Genomic DNA, 26,514 nt, shown 5'->3' with positions numbered 1-26,514 from the left:
GGAGAAACACATGAGTCACTATCTCAATCTCGATTATCTGGACATGACGTTTGCGACTCCACGCGGGCCGCTCAACGTGCTGAACAACGTGAATCTGAAGGTCCAGAAAGGCGAATTCGTATCCATCATCGGGCATTCCGGCTGTGGCAAGTCCACCGTTCTGAACATCGTGGCTGGGCTGCTGCGCGCAACCACTGGGGGCGTTCTTCTGGAAGAGCGCGAGGTAGTGGAACCCGGGCCAGAGCGTGCCGTGGTGTTCCAGAACCACTCCCTGCTGCCCTGGATGACGGTGTACGAGAATGTCCGTCTGGCCGTTGACAAAGTGCGCCGCGGAGCTCCCCAGGCCGAGCGCGACGCCTGGACGCTGGAGAATCTCGAACGTGTCCACATGACCCACGCGAAGGATCAGTACCCCGGTGAGATCTCCGGGGGTATGAAGCAGCGCGTCGGGATCGCCCGGGCGCTGGCGATGGAGCCCAAGGTCCTGCTGATGGATGAACCGTTCGGCGCGCTGGATGCGCTGACCCGGGCACATCTGCAGGACGAGGTCATGAAGCTGCGGTCGGATCTGGGCAACACCGTGCTGATGGTCACCCACGACGTGGACGAGGCGGTGCTGCTGTCCGACCGCATCGTGATGATGACCAACGGCCCGGCCGCGACCATCGGCGAGATCCTGGAGATCGACCTGCCAAAGCCGCGCGAGCGCCTGGTGATGGCCGACAACGCGCAGTACAACCACTACCGGGCCGAGGTGCTGCGCTTCCTCCACGAGCGTCACAAGAATCCCGAGTCGGAGGCCGCGTGATGGATACCGCGAACGACAAGCCGCGGCTGGTCCTGATCGGCAACGGCATGGCCGGGATGCGCACGGTCGAGGAGCTGCTGAAGCTCAAGCCGGACATGTACGACATCACCGTGTTCGGTGCCGAGCCCTGGGGCAACTACAACCGCATCATGCTCTCGCCGGTGCTGGCCTCGGAGAAGACCGTCGACGAGATCATGCTGAACGACGATGCCTGGTATGCCGAGCGCGGCATCACCCTGCACAAGGGCCGACGCATCGAACGGATCGACCGCGTGAACCGGCGGGTGATCGCCGAGGACGGCACCGAGGCGCCCTATGACCGCCTGCTGCTGGCGACCGGCTCCGACCCGGTGATGATCCCGGTGCCGGGGCATGAACTGGAGGGCGTGGTCGCTTTCCGCGACATCCACGACGTGGACGCGATGCTCGCGGCCAGCCGCGCACACAAGCATGCGGTGGTGATCGGCGGCGGCCTGCTGGGCCTGGAGGCCGCCAACGGCCTGATGCGCCAGGGCATGGAGGTCACCGTGGTGCACCTGATGGAGCACCTGATGGAGCGCCAGCTGGATGCCGAGGCCGCCGGGATGCTGCGCGGCTCGCTGGAGGAGCGCGGCATGCGTTTTCGCATGGCGCATCAGACCGAGACGATCCTGGGCGAGGGCCGCGTCACCGGTGTGCGCTTCACCGACGGCAGCGAGGTCGAGGCGGATCTGGTGGTGATGGCGGTCGGCATCCGCCCGAACACGGCGCTGGCCGCGTCCGCCGGGCTGCACTGCGAGCGCGGCGTGGTGGTGAACGACACCATGCAGACCTATGACCCGTCGATCTACGCGGTCGGCGAGTGCGTGCAGCACCGCGGCGCCACCTATGGCCTGGTCGCGCCCTTGTGGGAACAGGCAAAGGTCTGCGCCAACCACCTGGCCGAGTACGGTATCGGGCGCTACGAGGGCTCGATGACCTCCACCAAGCTGAAGGTGACCGGGATCGACCTGTTCTCCGCCGGCGACTTCACCGGTGACGAGACCACCGAGGACCTGGTGTTCAAGGATGCCGCGCGCGGCGTCTACAAGCGCCTGGTGCTGAAGGACAACCGCATCCAGGGGGTCGTGCTGTACGGCGATACCCTGGACGGCTCCTGGTACTTCCAGCTGATGCGCGACGCCACGCCAGTGGCCGACATCCGCGAGAACCTGCTGTTCGGCCAGGCGCATATCGGCGACTCCGGCCACGGCGACGAGGCCTCGCGGGTCGCGGCCATGCCCGACGAGGCCGAGATCTGCGGCTGCAACGGCGTGTGCAAGGGCGAGATCGTCCAGGCAATCAGCGAGCACAAGCTGTTCACGCTGGAGGACGTGCGCGCCCACACCAAGGCGTCGAACTCCTGTGGGTCCTGCACCGGGCTGGTGGAGTCCGTGCTCGCCACCACGCTGGGTGGAGACTACTCCGACGCCCCGGCGAAAAAGCCGGTCTGCGCCTGCACCGACCACAGCCACGACGAGGTGCGCGCGGCCATTGCCCGCGACGGCCTGAAGACCATGGACGCGGTGTTCGAGGCCCTCGACTGGAAGACCCCGAACGGCTGCCATGTCTGCCGTCCGGCGCTCAACTACTACCTGCTGGCGGCCTGGCCGAAGGACTACCAGGACGACGCCCAGTCGCGCTTCATCAACGAGCGCGCGCACGGCAACATCCAGAAGGACGGAACGTATTCCGTCGTGCCGCGCATCTGGGGCGGAGTGACCACGCCGGCCGAGCTGCGCGCGATTGCCGAGGTGGCCGAGCGCTACCAGGTGCCCACGGTCAAGTTCACCGGCGGCCAGCGCATCGACCTGCTGGGGGTGCAGAAGGCCGACCTGCCGGCGATGTGGCGCGATCTCGGCGCCGCCGGGTTTGTCTCCGGCCATGCCTACGGCAAGGCCCTGCGCACGGTGAAGACCTGTGTTGGCTCCGAGTGGTGCCGCTTCGGCACCCAGGACTCGACCGGACTCGGCATCCAGCTGGAGCGGATGACCTGGGGCTCCTGGACGCCACACAAGTTCAAGATGGCGGTCTCCGGCTGTCCGCGTAACTGCGCCGAGGCCACGATCAAGGACCTGGGCGTGGTCTGCGTGGACTCGGGCTACGAGCTGCACGTGGGCGGCAACGGCGGGGTGAAGGTGCGCGCCACCGACTTCCTCTGCAAGGTGGAGACCGAGGTCGAGGTGCTCGAATACGCCGGGGCCTTCATGCAGTTCTACCGCGAAGATGCGCGCTACCTGGAGCGCACCGCCCCGTGGATCGAGCGCGTCGGCCTGACCCGGGTGAAGGAACGCCTGGTGGACGACGCCGAGAACCGCGCGGCGCTGTACGCCCGCTTCCTGGAGTCGCAGGAGGTGGCGCAGGTGGACCCCTGGGCCGAACGCGCCGCCGGGCATGCGGCGCACGAGTTCATCCCGATCAAGCCGGTGGACGCGGCCCCGCGCCAGGGGGTGTCGGCATGAGCTGGCTTGCGATCTGTCCGCTCGAGGACATCCCGCCGCTGGGTGCACGCGTGGTGGCGGGCCCGAACGGCGACATCGCCGTGTTCCGCACTGCGGATGACCGCGTGTTTGCCCTGCGCGACCAGTGCCCGCACAAGGGCGGGCCACTGTCGCAGGGCATCGTCCACGGCGAGCGCGTGACCTGCCCGCTGCACAACTGGGTGATCGACCTGCAGTCCGGCGAGGCCACCGGGGCGGACAGTGGGTGCACCCATGCCTTCCCGATCCGGGTGACCGACGGTCAGGTGTGGCTGGACCTCTCCGGCGCCACGGCCAACGCTGCGGACGATTCCGCGGCGGTGCCGTCCGCCTGCCGCGAGGCGGGCTGAGATGGCTGCGGAACAGTCGGTCACCCGTACGACCTGCCCCTATTGCGGGGTGGGCTGCGGCGTGGAGGTGACCGCGACGCCGGAAGGCGAGTTTCCGGTCGCGGTGCGCGGCGACCCCGCCCATCCGGCGAATGCCGGTCGCCTGTGCTCCAAGGGCGCGGCACTGGCCGAGACCCTCGACGACGAGGGCCGGCTGCTGCACCCGGAGATCGGCGGGCGGCGTGTCGACTGGGAGACCGCGCTGGATCATGTGGCGAACGGCTTTCGCGAGACCATCGCGGCACACGGGCCGGATGCGGTCGCCCTGTACGTCTCCGGGCAGATCCTGACCGAGGACTACTACGTCGCCAACAAGCTGATGAAGGGCTTCATCGGTTTGGCCAATATCGATACCAACTCCCGGCTCTGCATGTCCACCGCCGTGGCCGCCCATACCCGCGCCTTCGGGGTGGATGGCGTGCCGGGGAGCTATACCGACCTCGAGCAGGCCGATCTGGTCGTGGTGACGGGCTCCAACATGGCCTGGGCCCACCCGGTCCTGTTCCAGCGCCTGCAGGCCGCCCGCGCGGCGCGCCCGGAGATGAAGCTGGTGGTGATCGACCCGCGGCGTACGGCCACCGCCCAGGCGGCCGACCTGCACCTGCCGCTGGCGCCGGGTACGGATGCCTGGCTGTTCAACGGCCTGCTGGACCATCTGCGCCGGGAGGATGCGCTGGACCCTGGCTTCCTGGAGCGGCATGTCGACGGCTTCGCCGACGCCCTGGCGGCCGCGCGGGCCTCCAGCCCGTCGATCGCCGCGACCGCCGAGGCCTGCGAACTGGAGCCGGAGGCGGTGGCAACGTTCTTCCAGTGGTTTGCCCGTACCGAACGCACCGTGACCGCCTTCTGCCAGGGCATCAACCAGTCCGACAGCGGCGTGGACAAGGCCGGGACGATCCTCAATGTGCACCTGGCCACCGGCCGTATCGGGCGCGCGGGCATGGGCCCGTTCTCGCTGACGGGCCAGCCGAACGCGATGGGCGGGCGCGAGGTCGGCGGACTGGCCAGCCAGCTGGCAGCCCACATGGGCTTCGACGACGCGGCCCTGGACCGGGTCGGACGTTTCTGGGGCGCACCGAACCTCGCGCGCCAGCCGGGGCTGAAGGCGCTGGACCTGTTCCGCGCGGTCGAGTCGGGGCAGGTGAAGGCGGTCTGGATCATCGGCACCAATCCGCTGTTCAGCCTGCCCGAGGCCGCGCGCTTCGAGCAGGCCCTGGCCGCATGCCCGCTGGTCGTGGTCTCCGACTGCGTGCGCGAGACCGAGACCACGCGGGTAGCCGACGTCCTGCTGCCGGCGACCACCTGGGGCGAGAAGGACGGCACGGTAACCAACTCCGAGCGCCGCATCTCGCGCCAGCGCCCGTTCCGGGCGCCCCCGGGCGAGGCCCGCCACGACTGGTGGGCGCTGGCCCGGGTCGCGCAGCGCCTGGGTTTCGCCGACGCCTTTCCCTATACCCGCCCGGGCGAGGTCTTCCGCGAGCATGCGGCGCTGTCCGCCTTCGAGAACCACGGCACGCGCGACTTCGACATCGGCGCGCTGGCCGGGCTGTCCGACGCCGAGTACGACGCCCTGGAGCCGGTGCAGTGGCCGCTGCCGGCGGGGAGTCGGACGGGCGCCGAACACCTCTATGCCGATGGCCGTTTCTTTACCGCCAGCGGCCGCGCGCAGCTCGCGGCCGTGACCCCCCAGACTCCGACCGACCCAGTCGATGCCGAGTATCCGCTGCGCCTGAACACCGGCCGCATCCGCGACCAGTGGCACAGCATGACCCGGACCGCACGCACCCCGCGCCTGAGTGCGCATCAGCCGGAACCGTTCGTCGAGATCCATCCGGTGGATGCCGGACTGTTCCGGGTCCAGGCCGGCGATCTCGCCGAGGTGACCAGTCGCCACGGTCGTCTGCTCGCGCGGGTGCAGGTGAGCCGCGAGCAGCGCCCGGGCAGCGTGTTCGTGCCCATGCACTGGAGCCGGCCGATCGCGCGGCTCGCCCGAGTCGATGCGCTGGTGCCCGCGCATGTCGACCCGGTCTCCGGGCAGCCAGCGTTCAAGCATACGGCCGTGGCCGCCCGCCCGGCGACGCTGGACTGGCACGGCTTCGTGCTGAGCCGCGAGCCGATCGCCGCGCCGGAGGCGGACTATGCGGTCACCGCCCGCGGTCCCCGACACCTGCGCACCGAACTGGCCGGGCGGGGCGCACCGCCCACGATGGATGCGTGGCGCGAGCGCCTGGACGGGCCGGGGGAATGGCTGGAGTTCGCCGACCCCGCCGGGGGACGCTATCGCGCCGCGCGGATTCACGAGGGCCGGCTCGCCTGCGTGCTGTTCGCGGGCCCCGACCGGGGCTTGCCCGAGCGCGAGTGGCTGGCCGGCCTGTTCGCGGCCGAGACGATCAGCGATACCGAGCGCATGGCGCTCCTGACCGGGCGACCGCCGAACGGCCAGGCCGCGCGCGGACGCATGGTCTGCGCCTGCTTCGGCGTGGACGAGACGCGTATCCGGGCCGCGATCCGCGAGCAGGGGCTGGCCACCTGCGAGGCCGTCGGTGCGGCCCTCGAGGCCGGGACCAACTGCGGCTCCTGTAGCCCCGAGATCCAGACCCTGTTGAATGAAGAAGCCGAGGCGCCCACGGACCCCGTGGCGCGGGAGGGATAAGCATGGAACACCTGCCGATCTATATGCAGTTGCACGGCCGCGAGGCCCTGGTGGTCGGGGCCGGGCCGGTGGCCACGCGCAAGGCCGCGCTGCTGCTGGAGGCCGGGGCGCGGGTGCGCCTGCGGGCCCCCGAGTACAGCGCCGCCGCCGAGCGCCTGCTGCGCGAACAACCGGGGGCGATCCGCCGCGATCCGGGGATCTATGACACCGAATGCCTGGCGGGGGTGGCGATCGTGATCGCCGCGACCGACGACGCGGCGGTGAACCGTCAGGTCTCGGAGGACTGCATCGCGCGTTCGATCCCGGTGAACGTGGCCGACCAGCCCGAGCTGTGCAGCTTCATCCTGCCGGCGATCGTGGAGCGCGGGCCGCTGACCATCGCGATCGGCTCCGGTGGCCGCGCCCCGGTGCTGGTGCGCCTGCTGCGCGCGAAGATCGAGAGCCTGATCCCGGCCGGCTATGGCCGGCTCGCCGATCTCGCCGGGCGTCTGCGCGACCGGGTGCGCACCCACTTTGACAGCGTGAACGCGCGCCGCGCGTTCTGGGAACGGGCCTTTGCCGGGCCAGCCACCGAGTTCGCCCTGGCCGGGCGCATGGACGCGGCCGAGGCGCGCCTGGAGCAGGAGCTGGCGGATGCCTCGGCCCGCACGCCGGGCGAGGTCTACCTGATCGGCGCCGGGCCGGGCGATCCCGACCTGCTGACCTTTCGCGCGCTGCGCCTGCTGCAGCAGGCGGATGTGGTCGTCTACGACCGGCTGGTGTCCTCCGAGGTGGTGAACCTGGCCCGGCGCGAGGCCGAGCGCTTCTATGTCGGCAAGGAGCGCGACCATCACTGCGTGCCGCAGGAGGAGATCAGCGCGCTGCTCTCCCGACTGGCGCGCGAGGGCAAGCGCGTGGCGCGGCTGAAGGGCGGCGACCCGTTCGTGTTCGGCCGGGGCGGCGAGGAGCTGGATGTGCTGGCGCGCGACGGCGTGGCCTACCAGGTCGTCCCCGGCATTACCGCGGCCAGCGGCTGCGCCGCCTATGCCGGCATACCGCTGACCCACCGCGACCATGCTCAGTCGGTGCGGTTCATCACCGGCCATACCCGCGAAGGGCGGCTGGATGTGGACTGGTCGCAGCTGACCAGTACCCGCGAGACCCTGGTGTTCTACATGGGCCGCAAGGGCGTGGGCGAGATCTGCCGGGGGCTGAAGGGTGCCGGCCGCGCCGGGCAGACCCCGGCGGCGATCATCGAGAACGGCACCACCGCCCGCCAGCGCGTGGTCAGCGGCACGCTGGATAAGCTGGCCGCGCGTGCCGAGCGCGAGCAGGTGGGTTCGCCCAGCCTGATCGTGATCGGCGAGGTAGCGGCCTGCCACGCGCGTCTGGCCTGGTTCCAGCCGGATGCCGGGGCCGCCACGGTGTTTCCGCAGCCGATGCCGATGTCGGGGCCGGGGTCGCGGGCCGCGGCGGCGAGCGCGGCGTGACGGCCGCATCCGTCCTGCCGGAGGTGGCGGCCAGTGGCCTCGCGGGTCGCCGCGTCGCCTTGCCTGAGAGCCGGGCGCTGGAGGTCTTCGCCGGTCTGCTGGAGCGGCGCGGGGCCGAGGTCTGGCGCTGTCCCCTTATCGCGATCCACGACAGCCCCGACCGCACGGCGATCGAGGCCTGGCTGCACCGGGCGATCGAGGCGCCGTTCGACCGCCTGATCTTCCTGACCGGCGAGGGCTTCACCCGCCTGACCGGTTTTGCCCGGAGTGCCGAACGCGAGGACGCCTGGCTGGCGGCCGTGGCGCGGACGCCGACCCTGGTGCGCGGCCCCAAGCCGGGGCGGGCAATGAAGCCCTTCGGCGTGCGGCCGGATGCGATCGCGGCCACACCGACGACCGAGGGCATCATCGAAACCCTTTCCGGACAGGATCGGGCCGGGCAGCATCTGGCCGGGCAGCGTATCGGGGTGCAGCTCTACGGCGCGGAACCCAACCGCCGCCTGCTCGAGTTCCTGGAGCAGGCGGGCGCCGAGGTCTTTCCCGTCTGGCCCTACCGCTATGCGGACGCCGCCGCGACCGGGCGCGTGACCGGGCTGATCGAGGCCCTGATCGCGGGGGAGGTGGATGCGATCGCCTTCACCAGCCAGGCCCAGGTGCGGCGCCTGCTGCGTGTCGCCCGTGACTCGGGGCATCAGGACACGCTGCTGGCAGCGCTCGGCCGGACCGTCGTCGCCGCGATCGGCCCGGTGGTGGCCGAGGAACTGCGCACCCACGGCATTTCTCCCGCGGTGGTCCCCGAAGGCCGCTACTTCATGAAGCCGCTGGTCTCGGCGCTTACCCGGCATCTGCGGGCGGCTGCGTAGGGAACTTGTGGCCCGGGCGGATGGCCCACGGATTGAATCCCCTGCGGTGATCCGGGCCATGAAACCAACGTCCACACGGCGTTCGCGCCGATCCTTCCTGCGCTGGATGGCCGGCTCCGCCCTTGCGGCCGGTGCCGGCTCGCCGGTCACCGCCAGGGTCGCCACCGCCGCGCCCATGCTCTTGCCGACCACGTACGGGCGCAGGTCCGTGTAACGTTCGTCCAGGGCGCGGAGCAGGGCGCGGGCGTCGACGGCCAGGGCCGTGTGGCCGGCCCAGTACCCGGCCGAGTCGGTGCGGCCGAAGCCGCGCTGGTCCGGGGCGTAGACCGCAATGCCGCTGGCGGCCAGCGGGCGTGCGAGGGCGTGCATGCTGCCGCCGTAGTCATTGAAACCGTGCAGGGCCAGGACCACCCGTTCGGGCTCGCGCGGACCCCAGCGGCGCAGCGGCAGTTCGCTCCCGTCGGGCATCCGGGCCAGACCCTGTTCCAGCCGTGCGGGCTCGGGATTCTCGGTGGCCGGTGCGGGAAGGCCGGCGGGCGTGGCGGCGCAGCCACCGAGCAGCAGGCCGACCAGCAGTGCCGGGATGAGGCGGGCGAGGCGTGTCATGCGCGCTCCGGAGGCGGCGGGGGGTCAGGGCTTGCTGCGCAGGTCCAGGTCATAGAGGTTGTCGCCGCCCAGCCGGAACTCGCGAAACGGCGGTCGCAGCGCCCGCGACAGCGAGTCGATCGGGGGCAGGGTGATGCCCGGGCGGCCGGAGCCGATGATCATCGGGGCGATGGTGAGATGCAGGCGATCCAGGGTGTCGGCGGCCAGGAAGCGCGAGACCGTGCGTCCGCCGCCCTCCACCAGCAGGCGGTTCAGGCCGCGTGCCTCGAGGTGGTCGCGCACCCGGCGGGGGGCAAAGCGTTCGCGCTGTTCGCCGTCGGCCATGACCGTCTCGACGGGCAGCTCCGCGCGTTCCACGTGGGCCGGCAGGTGATCCGGAGCATGCCCGGGCTTGTGCAGGACCAGGGTGGTCGGCCCGCCGGCCGCGAACACCTTGTGATCGGCCGCGAGGCGGCCTTCGGGGTCCAGCACCACGCGCAGCGGATTGCGGCCCTCGACCTCGCGTACCGTCAGCTGCGGGTCGTCGCTGGCCACGGTGCCGGCGCCCACCACGATGGCATCCACCAGGGCCCGCAGTCGGTGCAGGTGGCGGATGTCCTCCGGTCCGGTCACGTACTGGGAGTGCCCGGTATGCGTGGCGATCCGTCCGTCGAGGCTCTGTCCCAGCTGGCCGATGGCGATGGTGTCGGGTTCGAGGATCGGGCCGTAGAGGTCCAGGACCTCGTGGGCGGCCGGGGCCAGCGGGCCCGGCAGGGGCTGGCAGGCCGCATTGTCACAGCGGGTCAGCAGCCATCGCCAGGCTCGCGCTTCGGTGATGATTTCTTCGCTCATGGCTTCTCCCCGAGCAGGGTTTGGGGACGGCGGCGGGGCAGTTGGGGTAGTCTGACCGTTCGAGGAGCTAACTTCATCAACCCGACTCCGTATGGAAGTACCCGATGCACAACGCCGATCGCGGGATCTTTGACCTTCGCCGGGGCCATCCGATTCGTGTCAGCGGTTCCGGAACGGATGTCCTTGCAGCGGCCGTCGAGGGCCTGACACCGGGACAGCTCGATCGTCTGACCGTGATGACCGGCGGACGCCCCCGCCTGATTCTAACCCCCCACCGGGCGTCGGCAATGGGCTGGCCGCAACCGCTGGAAGAAGGCTGGGAAGGCGTGGCACTGCAGCCGACCGGCACGGTGGATCCGGAATCGCTGTTTGTCCTCGCCAGCGCGCCCGAAGGCTCCGATGATGCCAGTTCCGCCGCCCGCCTGCTGGAAGGCGCGGTGCTCCAGCGCGCCGCCGAGAGCGAGGCCGCCGCGCTGGAGCTGGTGCGCGCCGGTCGGCTGCTGCCGGCGGTGGTGACGGCCTTCATCCCCGATCCGGAGCCCGAGGCGATCGCCTCGGCGGTGGCCGACGGCATGCTGCTGGACGTGGACGCCGCGCAGGCGCGCGAGGTGGCGGAGCATCCGCGCCTGGAGCTGGCGCATGTCAGCGAGGCCCCGGTACCGCTGGCGGACGCTCCGGTGACCCGGTTCATGCTGTTTCGCGAGGGCAACGGGATCCAGGAACACGTGGCGTTGGTGATCGGCGAGCCGAGCCGCTGGCCGGATCCGGTGCCGGTGCGCCTGCATTCGGCCTGCCTGACCGGCGACCTGTTCGGCAGCCTGCGCTGCGACTGCGGGGATCAGCTGCGTCGCGGGGTCAAGATGATCAACGACAGCGGTGGCGGGGTGCTGCTGTATCTCGCTCAGGAAGGCCGCGGCATCGGTCTGGCCAACAAGCTGCGCGCCTACACCATGCAGCATGCCGGCATGGACACCATCGACTCCGACTGCCAGCTCGGCTTCGGTGCCGACGGGCGCCGCTACGAGGCGGCGGTGGAGATGCTGGAGTTCCTCGGGATCGAGCGTGTGCGCGTGCTGACCAACAACCCCGCCAAGATCGATGCCCTGCGCGCCGGCGGGATCGAGGTGGCGTCGCGCGAACCGGTGCACGGCACCGTCAACCCGCACAACCTGCGCTATCTCAGCACCAAGGCGGATCGTGGCGGGCACTGGCTGGAAGAACTGCTCGCCGCCGAGGCCGAGCGCGGCTAGGGGGGTGCTCAGACCCCCTTGATCTGATCGTCGCGCCAGGCGTAGAGGAAGCGCTGCTGCGACTCGGTCAGGGTGTCGAGGCCGATGCCCAGGGTCTCCAGCTTGAGCTCGGCCACCTCGCGGTCCACCGCGTCGGGCACCGGGTGGACACCGGGCTCCAGCCCCGCCGCGCGCTCGACCAGATGGCAGGCGGCGACGATCTGCATGGCGAAGGTCTGATCCATCACCTCGGCCGGGTGGCCCATGGCGGTGGGCGTGGCCAGATTCACCAGCCGCCCCTCGCAGACCAGATGCAGGCGGCGGCCGTCGGCCAGGCGATACTCCATGATGCCCGGCCGCGCTTCGTGCGGCGGCTCGACGCTCAGCCCCGCCAGCGCCTCGGCGTCGATCTCCACGTTGAAGTGGCCGGCGTTGGCCAGCAGCGCGCCGTCGGCCATCGCCTCGAAGTGCTCGGCGCGGATCACGTCGCGGTTGCCGGTGGTGGTGATGAAGATCTCGCCCCAGGCGGCCGCCTCCAGCATTGGCATGACCTCGAAGCCGGCCATGTGGGCGCGCAGTGCCTGGCGCGGTTCGATCTCGGTGATCGCCACCCGGGCCCCCAGTGCCCGCGCCTTGCCGGCGATGCCGAGACCGCAGTCACCAAAGCCGGCCACCACCACCCGCTTGCCGGCCAGCAGCAGATTGGTGGTCAGCAGCAGGTTGGTGAGCGACGACTCGCCGGTGCCGTGGATGTTGTCGAACTCGTGCTTCATCGGCGTGTTGTTCACCGCATAGGCGGGGAACGGCAGGGCGTCGGCGCGCGCCATCGCCTGCAGCCGCTGGACACCGGTGGTGGTCTGCTCGCACATGCCGATGAAGCCGTCGAGCAGCGCCGGGCGCTGGTGGACCAGCCGCGCGGTCAGCTCGGCGGCGTCGTCGAGGATGAAGGTCGGTCCGTGGTCCAGCGCCTGTAGGTGCAGCGCCTCCAGCTCCGCCTCGGAGACCCCGCGCCGGGCGTAGCCGGTGATGCCGTCCTGCTCGTTGAGGGCGGCGACCACATCGTCCTGACTGGAGCCCGGCTCGCTGCCGGTGAACACTACCTCGGCGCCGGCGGCGGCGAGCGTCTCGACGAACACGCCCGTCTTGGCCTCCACATGAGAGCAGACACCCAGGGTGATGCCGGCCAGCGGCCGGCTGTGGCCGAGGCGTTCACGCAGGGCGGCGTGCACCGGCATGTGCTCCCTTGCCCAGGCGAGTTTCTGGCGACCCTGTTCGATGTCCGCGGCCATGACGTCCTCCCGTGAATGCGAAAGGCGGGAGTGTGCCGCGCCCCGGTGGGGACGTCCACCGTCGTCAGAGCAGGGCCACCACGAGGATGGCCACCAGGCCCAGGGCGAGCAGGCCGAGCATGACCACGGGCGAGGCTCCCGCGGCACGCTGCGCCCGCCGGCCCGCGCGGCCCTTGAAGGTCATCGCCAGGGCATGCGAGGCGGCATCGAGATGAGCATGCAGTTCCGCGTGCAGCCGCCGCGACCGTTCTTCATCGAGGGGTTCGAGAATCCGGCCGTCGATCCGCGCCCGGCCGTTGTCGAAGCCGACGGTCACGATATCCACCGGCCAGTGGCGTTCGGCGCGGAACAGGTCGACCAGCGCGGTCTGCGCGCTGGGGCTGGTCCTGAGGGCCTCGTGATCCGCTGCAGAGGCGGCGCGAATGCGCACACGCCGGGTCAGCCGTGAATCCGGCAGGGGGCGTTCCAGCGGCCCCAGCAAAGGGCGCAGCAGGCGCTGCCACCAGCGTCGGCGCCGGAGGGTCAGACAAAGGTCCGGCGGGGCGTCCCGCTCGATCCGGAGCAGGTCGCCGGACGCGGCTGCCTGCGACGGGGTCCCGGGGGACGCGCCCGGTGCGGGCCCGGGCAGGTCCGCGCGCAGGGGGGCGGGGTGCCCGGGCGGATGCATGGGTGAATGCATGGGTGAAGGTCCCTCCGATTCAGGATCTTGGCCAGACCTTGAGGGAATTCACACGGCGGAACAATATACCCAATGGGCCATTCCGTTAGCCGGGCGTGAAGCCGCACGGCCCGCGCCGCCTCGGGCTACTGCATGACCCAGTTGCCGTAGACGTCGCGGCAGGCGGTGCCGGTGATGGTCTCCGCTTCGCCGTCGATGGTCGCCAGGACTTCGTATTCGCGGCACGGGCGGCCGTCGCGTTCATAGGTACGTTTCGGCGTGGCCCGGTACTGCTGTCCGGTGTTGGGATTGCGCCACTCCCGGGTTTCGCGGTCTGGGGCGGTCTCCAGGGTCTGCTGCACGCGCATGCGGTCGACCTCGTCCATGGAGCGGCCGATGGCACCGCCAATGGCCGCACCGGCGAGGGTCCCCGCGATGGTGGCGGCCATCTGCCCGCGGCCGCCGCCGATCTGGCTGCCGATGACGCCCCCGGCCGCGCCGCCGATGACCGCGCCGGTCTGTTCGCGGGTGGGAGGGTGGGTGCAGGCGGCCAGGGCCAGGGCGGTGCCGCCAACGATGGTGACGATGAGGGACTGGCGAACGAACTTCATGGTTTTCTCCCCACGGCCGCCCACCGCGCCGCGTGAATGCGGACCTGCAGCCTTGACGTGCCGTTGTAATGGTTCCATTCAGGAGACCCCGCAAGCTGTATCCGGGTTCCCGGCGGCCACGGATCCCGTGCATCCGGTTCCAGCGCATTGAACCAGATCCCCTGCAAGTCACCATCGGCCGTCTCCAGACGCAGCCGCAGATGGCGTCCGTCGCCCATCCGGCGCAGGCCGCGCAGTACTCCCTCCCAGACGAACACCGGGCGCGGGAAACCGCGGCCCCAGGGCGCCAGGGCGTCGATCTGCTCGAGGGTCCCGGCCGCCAGGGCACGCGGGGACGGGCCCTCGCCATCGATCTCCAGCACCGGGCCGGGTGTCCAGCCGTGCTCGCGCTGACTGTCGGCGCAGACCCGTTCCCAGGCACGAGCCAGGCGTTCGCGGTCGGCGCGGGCCAGCGTCAGGCCGCCTGCCTGCGCGTGGCCGCCGTATTTCTCCAGCAGATCGGGTTCGGTGGCGGCCATCGCGGCGAATGCATCGGCGACATGGAAGCCGGGTACCCCGCGCGCGGAGCCGGTCACCCGCCGGTCGCACTCCCATACCGGCGATACGCACAGCACCGGCAGGCCGCGGGCCTCGACCATGCGCGAGGCGATGATGCCGTGTACCCCCGGGTGGCCGTCGGGCAGCCACAGGCACAGACCCGAGACCCCGCGGGCGGCGGCCCGGGCGGCCTCCTCACGCGCACGCACGGTGAGCTCGCGCTCGATGCGGCGCCGATTGTCGTTCTCCTCGTCCAGAGCCGACCACCAGTGCTCGGCTTCCGCTTCGTCCTCCGCCAGCAGGAAGCGGACCCCGGCCATTGCCTCGTCCAGGCGGCCGCGGGCGTTGATGCGCGGGCCCAGACCAAAGGCCAGGTCGGATTCGTCCAGCGGGCGCTCGCCGCCGGTGAGCCGCCGCGCCGCGACCCGCCAGCAGGGCCGCGCGTTGTCGGCGTTCATGCGCCGCAGGCCCTGATGGACCACCACCCGGTTGTTGAGGCTGTCGCCCAGCGTCACGCAGTCGGCCACAGTGCCCGCGGCCACTTCGGCCAGCAGGTCGATCAGCAGCGTGCGTCCGGCGGCGTCCTCGCGGCCGGTGTCCTGCTGGCGCAGGCGGTGGACGCGCATCAGCAGCAGCCAGGCCACCATGCAGCCGGCGATGGCGGGGTCGCCATAGCGGCTGTCGCTGCGCGCCGGGCTGACGCAGGCCAGCGCCGAGGCGGGCACGCCGTCTGTCGGGATCACGTGATGGTCGGTGACGATGGTGTCGATGCCGGCGGCGTGCAGGCGGGCGATGCGTGCCTCGTCGCCGGAGCCGTTGTCGGCGGTGATCACCAGATCCGGCCGGGGGCGGGCGGCGAGGATACGGTCGGCCAGGGCATCGGACAGGCCGTAGCCCTCGCGCAGCCGGTGGCCGATCCAGGACCGCAGACGCACCTCCGGGTGACCCAGTACCCGGGTCAGGCCGCGATACAAAAGCGCGTGACTGGTGACCCCGTCGACGTCGTGGTCGGTTTCCAGGGCCACGGTCTCGCCGGCCTCCAGCGCCCGCAGGATGCGCCGTGCCGCCGTGTCCAGATCGGGCAGGGCATCGGGGGGCGTCAGGGCGCGCAGCGGGCGTTCGACAAAGCCGGCCCGCAGGACATCCGGGTCGGTCTCGCTCACCCGGGCGGCGATCAGGCGGGCCTGCAGCGGGGTCAGTCCGGCCGCGCGCGCCGCGGCCTCCACGTCCGGGTCCGGCCGGCGCCGGACCCAGGTCGGCTCCGGCGGGGGCGCAAGGTTCTGATCAGGCGGGGGATCCGTGCTGGACATCGGGGCACCGCGACCGGGGGTCGTCGGGAAACGGGCGCACAGGATAGAGGGCGCGGCGTCTGCCGAGAAGTGTCCCGTCCGCGGGCAGGGCAACGCCCGTCCCGGGCAGCGGTTCGGTCCGTCAGTGGTCGGACGCCGCCGCGGGCCACAGGGCCGGCCACAGGCGCAGGGTCAGCAGCGCCAGCCCGGCCGTGGCGAGGGCGATCCCGGTGGCGGCCAGTGCCGGGCCGACGAGCCAGCCGCCGATGGCGGTGACGGCTGCCCCGGCGTTGAGCAGGCCCCACTGGGTCCAGGACCACGGGCCCGCGCGCACCGGGCGCTCCATGAACCGCGGGATCATGTGTTCCGCCAGTCCGGCGATGAACGGGGTGATAAAGCCGAGCAGGAAGACATGCAGTGCACCCGGCCACGGCCCGTCGGCTGGCAGCAGGCCGCCGTGCAGCGCCAGCAGGCCCCCGGCGATCGCCAGCCATACGACCGCGGACAGCAGATGGGCGCGGCTGGCCGGCGCCAGGGCGATGCCCACCGGCGTCGAGTGGCCGCTGCGCTCGGGCGTGCCGGCCACGATTTCGCGCGCCTCCTCCGGACTCTGCACACCGACCCCGCGCAGTTCGCCGTCCACGACCAGTGCGGGGACGGTCTTCAGGCGCAGCCGCTGGACCAGTTCGCGGCCTTCGGGCGTGCCCATGTCCACCACGCTGAAGTCGAACTCGCGTTCGGCCGCGATCCGGCTCCACACGGCCTCGGCCGAATCGCAGGAGGGGCACCACTGAGAGACAAGAAGCTGTACGCGCATGCGTGCCTCCGGGATCAGTCGGCGCAGCGCATGCACTGGACGCCGTAACGTTCGATCCACTGTTCCAGCGACTCGCGGGCCCGCTCCCCGGTGTACAGGTGCTCGCGCGCGGTCTCGGGGTCGTCCGGGCGCAGGCGCAGCAGCCAGGCCTCGTCGTAGGGTGCACGGTTGACCAGGTCGGGCTGTGCGGTCACCGCGGCATTCACCTCCTCGATGGTGCCGTCGAACGGTGCGGGCACTCCGCCGGCCCATTTGCCGGATTCCAGCCGTGCCAGCGTCTTGCCGCGCCTGCGGTGGGTGCCGGGGCGCTTGAACGTGGTGTACTGCAGGCGCCCGGCCATGGTCTGCGCCGGGTCGGTCAGCCCCAGGGTAAAACTGCCGTCGGCCTCCTCGCGGGCCCACAGGTAATCCAGATCGTAGTAGAGATCCTCGGGGATCTCGCAGCCGCGATATTCGCTCATGATCAGGCCTCCCCGGGACCGCGCCGGCGCACCGTGAGCAGGATGTTGAGGGTGAACAGCAGCATGGCCGCCCAGGTCAGCAGGCCCCCCGCGAGCAGGATCTCGCGGCTGCCGGCCAGCCAGCCGGCGGCCATCGCCGGCAGACCGGCGTTGGCCAGCACGAACTGGGCATCGGCGGTGCGCTCGGAAAACAGGTTGCGTCCCGAAAAGCGGGGCAGGGCATGGAGGCCGATCCCGTAGATCATCATGGTGACGAAGCCCAGCAGCACCAGGTGGGCATGCAGGCGCACCGCATCGCCGGTGATCGTGCCCGGCGCCAGCAGCCAGAGGACGGCCACCCCGCCACCGAGCAGGGCATAGACGAGAGCGATGGTGATGAACAGACGGTTGCGCGTCAGCACGCCTTTCTCCATTCCGAAAAAATTGATCCTTAATAAATCTTATAGTCGGAAGGTGTCGGGGTCAACGTATATGTGCTAGAGAAAAAGGGGTGTTGCAATCCACGGTAAGAAAATCGAACTTGCGAATTACATACATCTTCGATTAGCGTTCCCGGCTCCACCTGAATACCGAGGAATGTCTGCATGCTGGAATCCGGGACCCGCGAGATCGTCAAATCCACCGTGCCCGTGCTGGCGGAGCACGGCGAAACCATCACCCGGCGTTTCTATGCCCGGATGTTCGAGGCCCATCCGGAGCTCAGGAACGTCTTCAACCAGGCGCATCAGGCCGCCGGTGAACAGCCGCAGGCCCTGGCCCGGGCAGTGATGGCGTGGGCCGAGCACATCGACGAGCCGCAGGTGCTGGAAGACACCGTGCGCCGGATCGCCCACAAGCACGTGAGCCTGCGGGTGACCGCGGATCAGTACGCCATCGTCGGGGAACATCTGCTGGGAGCGATGGGCGAGGTCCTGGGCGAGGCGGCCACACCGGAGATCGTCGGGGCCTGGGAACAGGCGTACTGGGAGCTGGCGCGGATCCTGATCGACGCCGAACAGTCGCTGTACGATGAACAGGCCGCGCAGACCGGCGGCTGGACCGGCTGGCGGCGTTTCCGCATCCGCAGCAAGATGCCCGAAAGCCGTGAAATCACCTCGTTCGAGCTGGTGCCGGAGGACGGCGGCGCGATTCCCGAACACCGAGCGGGGCAGTATGTTTCGGTCCGCATGGGTCTCCCGGAGGAGGGCATCGTTCAGCCGCGGCAGTATTCCCTGACCCACCCGCCGGGCAGCGACGCCCTGCGAATCTCGGTGAAGCGGGAAGCTGGCAACGGCGCTCCGGATGGCCGGGTGTCCGGTCGGCTGCACGACGCGCTGGGCGAGGGCGATTGCGTGGAGGTCAGCGCGCCCGCCGGCGACTTTGTCCTGCCGCCCGGCGAGCACCCGCTGGTGCTGGTCGCCGGGGGCGTCGGGATCACCCCGCTGCTGTCGATGCTGCACGAGCTGGACCGGGCGGGGGTGCCGCGCCCCGTGACCCTGCTGCACGGCGTGCGGGAACGCGAAGTGCGGGCATTCGCGGGGGAAATCGAAGCCCTCCGGGCACGCCACCCGGAACGCCTGAAAGTCGCCGTGTTCCTGGAGGACGGCGATGCGCGCGAGCCGCACGAGTACGCCGGGCGCGTCGATCCCGCGCGGCTGGCACCGGAGATGCTGCCGCCCGCGGCGGAGGTGCGGCTGAGCGGCCCGTTGCCGTTCATTCGTGACCAGCGCGATCGTCTGACAGATGCCGGTATCCCCCCGGAACGGATCGTCCACGAGGTGTTCGGGCCCGACGTGCTCCAATGACACCGGTGACATGGGAGTGACGGGCCCGATGTTCGACGCGTGCCGGCGGGTGCGGGTATGCTGAATTAGTTAACGCTAATAAAAGGCCGGCCCCGGCGTTGCGCGCGGGCCGGCCTTTCTGCAAGAGGTCGGTGCCATGCAGCTTACCCGCCATACGGACTATGCGCTGCGCGTGCTTCTGTTCGTGGCCGTGCAGCCCGAGGGTGGCCGCACCACGGTCTCGGAGATCAGCGAGCGCTTCGAGGTCCCGCGCAACCACATGGTGAAGATCGTCCACCGCCTGGGCCGGCTCGGCTATCTGACCAACCGGCGTGGCAAGGGCGGCGGGATCTGGCTGGCGGTGGCGCCCGAGGAGATCAACCTGGGTGAGGTGGTGCGCAACATGGAGCCCACGCTGGACGTGATCGACTGCACCCGGCCATGGTGCCCGGTCGCGCCGGCCTGCCGCCTCAAGCCCCTGCTCGACGAGGCGCGCGACGCCTTTCTCGCCGTGCTCGACCGCTACACCCTCGCCGACATCGTTCGCAACGAAGCCCGTCTGCGAACCCTGCTGCAGATCGAACCGCACGCCCCCGACGCCGGCTGACCCCCGACCCGCCCACAAAAAAAGGGCCCTCCGGATGGAGGGCCCTCTGGCGTCTGCCCGGATTGGCCGGGCAGCGTGCGGCTTAGTTGGAGAAGTAGCGCACGGTCGGGTCGGCCATGTAGGCGCCCACGTCTTCCGGGTCGGCCGGGGTGACGCCGTCGATCAGGTCTTCCTCGGTGTAGTCGGTGTTGGGCAGGAAGATGGCGCAGGTCTCGACCTTCGCACCGTTGTTGATCAGGTTCATCAGCAGCTGCTGGGCGTTGCGGTCGGCGGGCTGCATGGTCGCGCCGTCAAAGTCGTCGGTCGCCATCTTGGCGGCCGGGCCGCACAGCAGCACGCGCACTTCCTGGCCCTGGCCCATGGCCTGGTTGGCCAGCACCATCGACATGAACTGGGTGTGTTCGTCACCGGAGGTGACGCTGGCGAACATCTTCGAGGGTTCGTCGGCCTGAACGGCGCTGGCGCCGGCAAAGGTCAGGACGGCGGCGGCAGCGAGGGTCTTCATGGTACGCATGGGGTACGTCTCCCGTTTGGCTGGTATGTAAGCGTTTTCGAATGTAGTTCAATGCTTATATGGAATGCAAATCAGACTGCGTCCATATGTCGATTGCGTCGCATCGGGTGCTTCGTTGTTCGCGCGGATTCCCGGGGGGTGCGGCACGCGGCTCCTTTCGGGAGGCAGGTCTTTCGCCGGAATCTCACCAGTAGATGGGGGACAGGGAAGGAAGTTCCCGGGTCGGCGGCGGAACCGTGAACCGGCCGATGCTGTCATCCTGTATTCAGAGCGACTGGGGAGGACGTGATGCTGGAGACGCTGGACAGGACGAACCGGCGCGGCGCGCGCGACCGGGCCAGAGGCCCCCGCGGGCGCACCGCGATCATGGGTGCGCTGCTGCTGACGCTGCCGGCCCTGGCCGGTGCGCAGATCGAGACCGCACCGGCCGAGGAGGGCGCCGGCCCGTGGACCGAGGATGCGCCGCCGCTGGTGAAGCTGGAACGCTTCTTCCGTGACCCGGAATACGCCTCCGCGCGGATCTCCCCGGACGGCGATCGTGTCGCCTTCCTGCGACCCTACGAGGGGGCGATGAACATCCATGTGGTGGCGCGGGGCGAGCCGGTCGAGCAGGCGCAGCCGGTCACCACCGAAGAGCGTTCGGTCTCGGGCTTTTTCTGGTCGCGCGACGGCGAGTACCTGCTGTACGCGCGGGACGCCGACGGTGACGAAGACTTCGAGATCCGGGCCCTGCAGGCCCCGGAGACCCCCGACCCGGAGGCCGACGGATATCCCGACTCACGCGCACTGGCCGGAGGTGACGGGGTGCAGGCGCGGATCATCCATGTACCGCGAGAGGCGCCGGAACATCTGTTCGTGGGGCTGAACGAGCGCGATCCCCGGCTGCACGACGTCTACCGCGTCGACATCGCCAGCGGTGAGCGCGAGCGGGTGGTGAAAAACACCGCGGAGATCGAAGGCTGGCATTTCCACGAGGGCGAGCTGCGCAAGGCGACGCGCACCACCGGCGACGGCGGGAGCGAGATCCTGCGCGTCGATGGCGAGGACGACTTCCGGCAGATCTACGCCTGCGAGTTCGGCGAGAGCTGCTCCGTGGCCGGATTTCACAAGGATGGCGCCAGGCTCTATCTGCGCACCAACGCGGGCGAGGATCGCGATCTGAGCGAGCTGGTCCTGTTCGACCCGGAATCGGGCGAGGAGACCCGCGTGCATCGCGACCCTGAAGGTGAGGTGGATCTCGGTCGCGCGCTGTTTTCCGACGAGGACCACCGCCTGCTGGCCACGCAGTACACCGGCGACCGGCAGCGGATCTACGCGCACGACGAGGAATTCGAGCAGGCGCTGGACTGGCTGCGCTCGGAGCTGGGTGACGCGGAGCTGTCGTTCTCCTCGCGAACCCGTGACGAGGACGTGTGGACCGTGGGCGTGCAGCGCGACGTCGATCCCGGCAGTGCCTGGGTGGCGGATCTGCGCGAACGCGAACTCGAACGCCTGTATCGCACCCGGCCGGATCTTCCCGAGGATGTGCTGGCGTACATGGAGCCGATCCGCTACGAGGCCCGTGATGGCACCGAGATCCCGGGCTACCTGACCCTGCCGCGCGGGGCGGAGGCCGAGGACCTGCCCCTGGTGGTGATGCCGCACGGCGGTCCCTGGGTGCGCGACACCTGGGGCTACAGCGGACAGGTGCAGTTCCTCGCCAACCGTGGTTACGCCGTGCTGCAGCCGAATTTCCGCGGTTCCTCCGGTTTTGGCAAGGCGTTTCTCAATGCCGGCAATCAGGAGTGGGGCACCGGCGTGATGCAGCACGACGTGACCGACGGGGTGAAACATCTGATCGACGAGGGCATCGCCGATCCGGACCGGGTGGCGATCTACGGCGGCTCCTACGGGGGTTACGCAACCCTGGCCGGGCTGACCTGGACCCCGGAGCTCTACGCCGCCGGGGTGTCGATGGTGGGGCCGTCCAGCCTGATCACCCTGATGGAGTCCATCCCGCCGTACTGGGAAGCGGGGATCAAGCGCATGCACGGTCGTGTGGGTGACCCGGACGATCCGGAGGACCGCGAGCGGCTGAAGGAGCAGTCGCCGCTGTTCCATGTTGACCGCATCGAGTCGCCGCTGCTGGTGGCCCAGGGTGCGAACGATCCGCGGGTCAAGCAGGCCGAGTCGGATCAGATCGTGGCGGCGCTGCGCGACGCCGGGCATCCGGTGGAATACCTGCTGGCGCTGGACGAGGGCCACGGTTTCGTCAACGAGACCAACCGCCTGGCGTTCTTCGCCGGGCTGGAGGGCTTTCTCGCCGAGCATGTCGGCGGTCGTCGGCAGGCGGAATACCCGGAGCCGGTGCAGGAACGCCTGGAGCTGCTGCGTCAGGACATCGATGAGGTCGAGGCCCCGTGAGCGCCGGCGATGGCCGCCGCCCGGGCCTGGGGCCCGAAGATGTCGAGGTTCTCGAGCGCGAGTCGCTGTTCGAGGGCTTCTTCCGTATGGCCCGCTATACGGTGCGCCACCGGCTGTTCGGCGGTGGCTGGAGCCGGCCGCTGACGCGCGAGCGCTTCGAACGCGGACATGCGGCCGTGCTGCTGCCCTATGACCCGGTGGCCGACCGTGTGGTGCTGATCGAGCAGTTCCGCATCGGCGCGCTGGAGAAGCCGGCCGGACCCTGGCTGCTGGAGTTCGTCGCCGGGGTCATCGAACCGGGTGAGGAGCCGGAAGCCGTGGTGCGGCGCGAGGCCTTCGAGGAAGCGGGGGTGAACCCGGCGCGCATCGAGTTCGTGCAGGAGGTCTATGTCAGCCCGGGTGGCAATTCGGAGTCGCTGCGGATCTACTGCGGCGAGGTGGACAGCCTCGGCGCCGGGGGCGTGCACGGACTGGATGCCGAAGACGAGGACATCCGGGTGTTCACCGTGCCCTTCGACGAGGCAATGCAGTTGATGCACGACGGCCGTATCGACTCGGCCGGGCCGGTGATCGCGCTGCAGTGGCTGGCGCTCAATCGCGAGCGGCTGCGGTGCGAATGGGGAGCGGGTGCCCGGGCGGATGAGTCGCGCCGCTGAAGACTCCCCCGCCCGGACCGGGTTGCGTTGACGCATGGCGGGAGGCTTCCGGATAATTCCCCGCTCGAGACAAGGGCGCAATCGCCGTCCGGGGAGGATACGTGGCGCAGGAATACCTGCTCCGCCTGTACGTGACGGGGCAGACGGCCCGGTCCGCGCGGGCACTGGCCAATCTGCAGGCCATCTGTGAAGAAGAACTCCAGGGACGCTATCGGATCGAGGTGATCGACGTGCTCGAAAATCCCGAGCGCGGCGAGAACGAGCGCATCGTTGCCACCCCCACCCTGATCCGCGAGCTGCCTCCGCCGATCCGCCGCATCATCGGCGATCTCTCCGACCGCGACGAAGTGCTGCACGGGCTGGAGCTGGTGACGCCCGGGCAGCGGGAGCCCCTGCAATGACCGCAGAAATGGGTGGAGGAATCGACAAGCTGGCCACCGGGATCCCGGGGTTCGACGCGATCGCCCGTGGCGGTCTGCCCGAGGGGCGCACCACGCTGGTTGCCGGTACCCCGGGCAGTGCCAAGACGGTGTTTGCCGGCCAGTTCCTGGCCGCCGGCATCCAGCGCGATGCCACCCCCGGGGTGTTCGTGACGTGCGAGGAGTCGCCCGCGGATCTGCGGCGCAATTTCAGTGCATTCGGCTGGCCGATGGCGGAATGGGAAGCCGACGGTCGCTGGACCTTCGTGGACGTGTCGCCGGATCCGGACGAGGAGACGGTGGAGGCCGGCAGCTACGACCTCGGGGCCCTGGTGGCGCGCATCGAGCATGCGGTGGAGCGCAGCGGGGCCCGCCGTCTGGCGATCGACTCCCTGGGCGCGATGTTCTCGCGCTTCCCCGACACGCGCCAGGTACGCCGTGACCTGTTCCGCATCGCCTCCCGGCTGAAGGCCCTGGGCGTAACGGCGGTCATGACCGCCGAACGCGAGACCGAATACGGCCCCGTTGCCCGTCACGGGGTCGAGGAGTTCGTCGCCGACAACGTGGTGATCCTGCGTAACATCCTGGAGAACGAGACCCGCCGACGGACGCTGGAGATCCTCAAGTTCCGCGGCACGCAGCACCAGAAGGGCGAGTACCCGTTCACCATCCTGCCGGAGGGCGGGCTGATCGCCATCCCGCTGTCGGCGATGGAGCTGACCCAGCATTCCACCGACGTGCGCACGACCTCCGGCAACGACGAGCTGGACCGGATGTGTGGCGGCGGTTTCTACCGCGACTCGATCGTGCTGGTGTCCGGTGCTACCGGCACCGGCAAGACCCTGATGGCGACGGAGTTCACCGCGGGCGGACTGGCCGCCGGCGAACGCTGCATGCTGTTCGCCTTCGAGGAAAGCCGCGAACAGCTGATGCGCAACGCGCGCGGGTGGGGCGTGGATTATGCCCCGGCGGAGGAGGCCGGGAACCTGGCGATCCGCTGCGACTACCCCGAGGCCGCCGGACTGGAGGACCACCTGGTCCGGATCAAGGAGGAGATCGACCGCTTCCGCCCGGACCGGGTCGCCCTCGACAGCCTGACCGCGCTGGAGCGCGTGGCCAGCCCGCGCGGTTTCCGCGAGTTCGTGATCAGCCTGACCTCGTTCATCAAGGAGCGTCAGATTGCGGGGCTGTTCACCGCCTCCACGCCGTCGCTGATGGGCGGCGCCTCGGTGACCGAGGCGCACATCTCCACCCTGACCGATTCCATTATCGTCCTGCGCTACGTCGAAATGCGTGGCCGCGTCCATCGCGGCCTGGCCGTGCTGAAGATGCGCGGCGCGGGACATGACGCCGGGATCCGGCGTTTCAACATCGACGGTCGCGGGATGCATATCGGCGAGCGCTTCCGTGGCGTGGAGGGTATCCTCGAAGGCCATCCCGTGCATGTGCAGCCTGGAGAAGAAGACACATGATGCCGAATCCGGACCTTTCGATGCCCCCGGCCGCGGTGCCCGGCGTCGTGCTGTGGGCGGGCGACGGGGGCGGCGATTTCGCCGGCTCGGGTCCGTCGGGCGATGGCCTGCGGGCGATCCTCGAGGCCTCCGCCGATGCCATCATCGTGGTGGACTCGGCGGGCGTTCTGCGCTATGCCAACCCGGCCGCCAGCCGGCTGTTCGGGCGCGACCTGCAGGCCCTGAGGGGCACCGGGTTCGGTTTCCCGACGGCTCCCGGACGCACCGAGATCGACGTGCTGCCTCCCGGCGAGGCCCCGCGCGTCGCCGAGATGCACGTGACCGCCCTGAGCTGGGACGGGGAGGACGCCAGCCTGGCGATCCTGCGCGATGTCACCGAGCGCAAGGCCATGGAAGACGAGCTGCGCCTGGCGGCCCAGGTATTCGAGAATGCTTCCGAGGGGCTGCTGATCACCGATGCGGGGCAGCGTGTGCTCAAGGTGAACCCCGCCTTCATGTCCATCACCGGGTACCAGCCGGGCGAGGTGCACGGCCGGCCGATGGGCGAACTGCTGGATTCGGAATACCAGGACCCGGCCCTGCTGGAAACCATCGAGGCCGCGGTGCACAGCGCCGGCCGCTGGGAGGGCGAGCTGGTCAAGCGCCGGCGCGATGGCGGGCCCTGCTACACCTGGACCACGGTGATCGCGGTCCGCGGCGAGATGGGGCAGCCGACCCATTTCATCGTGACCTTCGAGGATATCACCCGCTGGAAGGAGGCCCAGCAGCGCCTGGACCATCTGGCGCACGCCGATCCGCTGACCGATCTGCCGAACCGGACCGCCTTCCATCAGCATCTCGATCTGGCGCTGGGGCAGGCGCGACGCCACGGCGACATCGTGTCCGTGCTGTTCGTGGACCTGGATCACTTCAAGCCGGTCAACGATGCCCTGGGACATGCGGTGGGCGACGAGATCCTGCAGGCCGTGGCCGCACGCCTGCGCGAGACCGTGCGCGAGAGCGACCTGGTCGCGCGGCTGGGCGGGGACGAGTTCATCGTGCTGGTGCGGGATATCCAGCGCGAGGCCGATGCGGGTGTGGTGGCGCAGAAGATCATTGACGCGCTGCGGGCGCCGTTCCACGTGCGTGATCACGAGATCCACATCGGATCCAGTGTGGGCATTGCCGTTTACCCGGAAGACGGGCGCGACGGCGACACCCTGATCCATGCGGCCGATCAGGCCATGTACCGTGCCAAGGATCGCGGGCGCGGGCTGTTCGCGTTCGCGAACAGTGCCGGAGAAACCCCGCCGGTCCCCCCATTCGCGGGAAGGCCGGCGGACTGCGGCTGACCCCTTGATGCCCGGCGCCGGCCGGGTGCCGTCAGGCCGGGCAGGACTCGTCGGGGATCCGGCGGTCGCGTTCCTCGTCGCGCGCGACGGTTGTATGCGTAGTGCCGGCCGTCATCCCGACGGCCACCGGTTCGCCCATCGAGCGGTCGGTGTCGGCGATCGCGGGGGCGGCCCCGGCGAGCATCAGGCCAAGCGCGGCGGTGCCGGCAAATATGAACGTGGTCTGGCGGTGTTGCATGGCGTTCCTCCCGAGTGTCCCGTAGCCCGAGATCGCCTTCCGCGGTCGGGCGCGCAAGACGGACTCTTTAAGCATGGACGGCGATGGTGCGTCCTGCATTCCC

24 protein-coding genes and 1 pseudogene are annotated in these 26,514 nt (G+C 70.0%); 14 read left to right on the top strand and 11 right to left on the bottom strand.

Annotation, left to right across the window (positions count from 1 at the left end; all coding sequences use genetic code 11):
• Nucleotides 1-10: 10 nt before the first annotated feature.
• From F787_RS0102300 to F787_RS0102275, 6 genes are read left to right on the top strand one after another with little or no spacing between them, the layout of a single operon-like run.
• Nucleotides 11-808 carry an ABC transporter ATP-binding protein gene (locus F787_RS0102300; RefSeq protein ID WP_019021053.1) on the top strand — a complete coding sequence of 266 codons (798 nt, stop codon included), beginning with the start codon at nt 11-13 and terminating at the stop codon, nt 806-808.
• Entirely contained in the window at nt 808-3,288 is a 2,481-nt protein-coding gene (gene nirB, locus F787_RS0102295; RefSeq protein ID WP_019021052.1) for a nitrite reductase large subunit NirB, read from the top strand. Before F787_RS0102300 ends, nirB begins: the two co-directional genes overlap by 1 nt.
• Nucleotides 3,285-3,656, top strand: a complete 372-nt coding sequence (gene nirD, locus F787_RS0102290; RefSeq protein ID WP_019021051.1) for a nitrite reductase small subunit NirD — start codon at nt 3,285-3,287, stop codon at nt 3,654-3,656. Before nirB ends, nirD begins: the two co-directional genes overlap by 4 nt.
• A 1-nt stretch (nt 3,657) precedes the next feature.
• The gene (locus F787_RS0102285; protein WP_019021050.1) at nt 3,658-6,348 is read left to right on the top strand and encodes a nitrate reductase; all 2,691 of its coding nucleotides are present in this window, start codon (nt 3,658-3,660) and stop codon (nt 6,346-6,348) included.
• A 2-nt stretch (nt 6,349-6,350) separates the two neighbouring features.
• A complete protein-coding gene (cysG, locus tag F787_RS0102280; RefSeq protein ID WP_019021049.1) occupies nt 6,351-7,817 on the top strand; it encodes a siroheme synthase CysG in 1,467 nt (488 codons plus the stop codon).
• Nucleotides 7,814-8,680 (top strand): uroporphyrinogen-III synthase, encoded by an 867-nt coding sequence (locus F787_RS0102275; protein WP_019021048.1) that lies wholly within the window; start codon nt 7,814-7,816, stop codon nt 8,678-8,680. The genes cysG and F787_RS0102275 overlap by 4 nt, the downstream gene beginning before the upstream one ends.
• Nucleotides 8,681-8,872: 192 nt before the next feature.
• Here F787_RS0102275 and F787_RS17320 read toward each other — a convergent pair.
• Nucleotides 8,873-9,049, bottom strand: a pseudogene (locus tag F787_RS17320) (serine aminopeptidase domain-containing protein); the annotation flags it as partial.
• Nucleotides 9,050-9,310: 261 nt separating this feature from the next.
• A complete protein-coding gene (locus tag F787_RS0102270; RefSeq protein ID WP_018871195.1) occupies nt 9,311-10,117 on the bottom strand; it encodes a RibD family protein in 807 nt (268 codons plus the stop codon).
• Between the two features lie 104 nt (nt 10,118-10,221).
• On the opposite strand from F787_RS0102270, the gene ribA reads away from it, so the two are divergent.
• On the top strand, nt 10,222-11,367 hold the full coding sequence (gene ribA / locus F787_RS0102265) for a GTP cyclohydrolase II RibA (protein ID WP_019570559.1): 1,146 nt from the start codon (nt 10,222-10,224) through the stop codon (nt 11,365-11,367).
• An 8-nt stretch (nt 11,368-11,375) separates the two neighbouring features.
• Here the strand turns inward: ribA and F787_RS0102260 are convergent, their stop codons facing one another.
• The 7 genes from F787_RS0102260 to F787_RS0102230 form a co-directional block, all read right to left on the bottom strand.
• Nucleotides 11,376-12,635: an adenosylhomocysteinase gene (locus F787_RS0102260; protein WP_019570558.1), complete on the bottom strand. Its 1,260-nt coding sequence runs from the start codon at nt 12,633-12,635 to the stop codon at nt 11,376-11,378.
• 64 nt (nt 12,636-12,699) lie between these two features.
• A complete protein-coding gene (locus F787_RS0102255; protein WP_231373388.1) occupies nt 12,700-13,314 on the bottom strand; it encodes a hypothetical protein in 615 nt (204 codons plus the stop codon).
• 125 nt (nt 13,315-13,439) lie between these two features.
• A complete protein-coding gene (locus F787_RS0102250) occupies nt 13,440-13,904 on the bottom strand; it encodes a glycine zipper 2TM domain-containing protein (protein ID WP_018871199.1) in 465 nt (154 codons plus the stop codon).
• Nucleotides 13,901-15,751 (bottom strand): DHH family phosphoesterase, encoded by a 1,851-nt coding sequence (locus tag F787_RS0102245; protein ID WP_028491199.1) that lies wholly within the window; start codon nt 15,749-15,751, stop codon nt 13,901-13,903. Before F787_RS0102245 ends, F787_RS0102250 begins: the two co-directional genes overlap by 4 nt.
• Nucleotides 15,752-15,872: 121 nt before the next feature.
• Entirely contained in the window at nt 15,873-16,547 is a 675-nt protein-coding gene (locus F787_RS0102240) for a thioredoxin family protein (protein WP_028491198.1), read from the bottom strand.
• 14 nt (nt 16,548-16,561) lie between these two features.
• Complete coding sequence (locus F787_RS0102235) at nt 16,562-17,008, bottom strand: glycine cleavage system protein H (protein ID WP_018871202.1); 447 nt, start codon at nt 17,006-17,008, stop codon at nt 16,562-16,564.
• A 2-nt stretch (nt 17,009-17,010) separates the two neighbouring features.
• A complete protein-coding gene (locus F787_RS0102230; protein WP_081694073.1) occupies nt 17,011-17,409 on the bottom strand; it encodes a hypothetical protein in 399 nt (132 codons plus the stop codon).
• 183 nt (nt 17,410-17,592) lie between these two features.
• Between F787_RS0102230 and hmpA the strand changes: the two genes are divergently transcribed.
• Nucleotides 17,593-18,792: an NO-inducible flavohemoprotein gene (gene hmpA, locus F787_RS0102225; protein WP_028491196.1), complete on the top strand. Its 1,200-nt coding sequence runs from the start codon at nt 17,593-17,595 to the stop codon at nt 18,790-18,792.
• Nucleotides 18,793-18,928: 136 nt separating this feature from the next.
• Nucleotides 18,929-19,378, top strand: coding sequence for an Rrf2 family transcriptional regulator (locus F787_RS0102220; protein WP_028491195.1), 450 nt, complete (start codon nt 18,929-18,931; stop codon nt 19,376-19,378).
• Between the two features lie 82 nt (nt 19,379-19,460).
• Here F787_RS0102220 and F787_RS0102215 read toward each other — a convergent pair whose 3' ends face one another.
• Nucleotides 19,461-19,892: a DsrE family protein gene (locus F787_RS0102215; protein WP_028491194.1), complete on the bottom strand. Its 432-nt coding sequence runs from the start codon at nt 19,890-19,892 to the stop codon at nt 19,461-19,463.
• Nucleotides 19,893-20,180: 288 nt separating this feature from the next.
• Here F787_RS0102215 and F787_RS0102210 point away from each other — a divergent pair, with 288 nt between their 5' ends.
• The 5 genes from F787_RS0102210 (at nt 20,181) to F787_RS0102190 (ending at nt 26,173) form a co-directional block, all read left to right on the top strand.
• The gene (locus tag F787_RS0102210; protein ID WP_028491193.1) at nt 20,181-22,295 is read left to right on the top strand and encodes a S9 family peptidase; all 2,115 of its coding nucleotides are present in this window, start codon (nt 20,181-20,183) and stop codon (nt 22,293-22,295) included.
• Nucleotides 22,292-22,951: an ADP-ribose diphosphatase gene (gene nudF / locus F787_RS0102205; RefSeq protein WP_028491192.1), complete on the top strand. Its 660-nt coding sequence runs from the start codon at nt 22,292-22,294 to the stop codon at nt 22,949-22,951. The genes F787_RS0102210 and nudF overlap by 4 nt, the downstream gene beginning before the upstream one ends.
• A 101-nt stretch (nt 22,952-23,052) precedes the next feature.
• Entirely contained in the window at nt 23,053-23,352 is a 300-nt protein-coding gene (locus F787_RS0102200) for a circadian clock KaiB family protein (protein WP_028491191.1), read from the top strand.
• Nucleotides 23,349-24,842 (top strand): circadian clock protein KaiC, encoded by a 1,494-nt coding sequence (gene kaiC / locus F787_RS0102195; protein ID WP_019021036.1) that lies wholly within the window; start codon nt 23,349-23,351, stop codon nt 24,840-24,842. Before F787_RS0102200 ends, kaiC begins: the two co-directional genes overlap by 4 nt.
• Nucleotides 24,839-26,173 (top strand): diguanylate cyclase domain-containing protein, encoded by a 1,335-nt coding sequence (locus F787_RS0102190; protein ID WP_028491190.1) that lies wholly within the window; start codon nt 24,839-24,841, stop codon nt 26,171-26,173. Before kaiC ends, F787_RS0102190 begins: the two co-directional genes overlap by 4 nt.
• A 31-nt stretch (nt 26,174-26,204) precedes the next feature.
• Here F787_RS0102190 and F787_RS0102185 read toward each other — a convergent pair whose 3' ends face one another.
• Complete coding sequence (locus F787_RS0102185) at nt 26,205-26,411, bottom strand: hypothetical protein (protein WP_018871297.1); 207 nt, start codon at nt 26,409-26,411, stop codon at nt 26,205-26,207.
• Nucleotides 26,412-26,514: the final 103 nt, after the last annotated feature.

Source organism: Thioalkalivibrio sp. ALE19, assembly GCF_000428605.1.
In the GTDB taxonomy this organism is placed as follows: domain Bacteria; phylum Pseudomonadota; class Gammaproteobacteria; order Ectothiorhodospirales; family Ectothiorhodospiraceae; genus Thioalkalivibrio.
The sequence above is the reverse complement of the archived record's forward strand: the minus strand, read 5'-3'. Positions and strand labels throughout refer to the sequence as shown.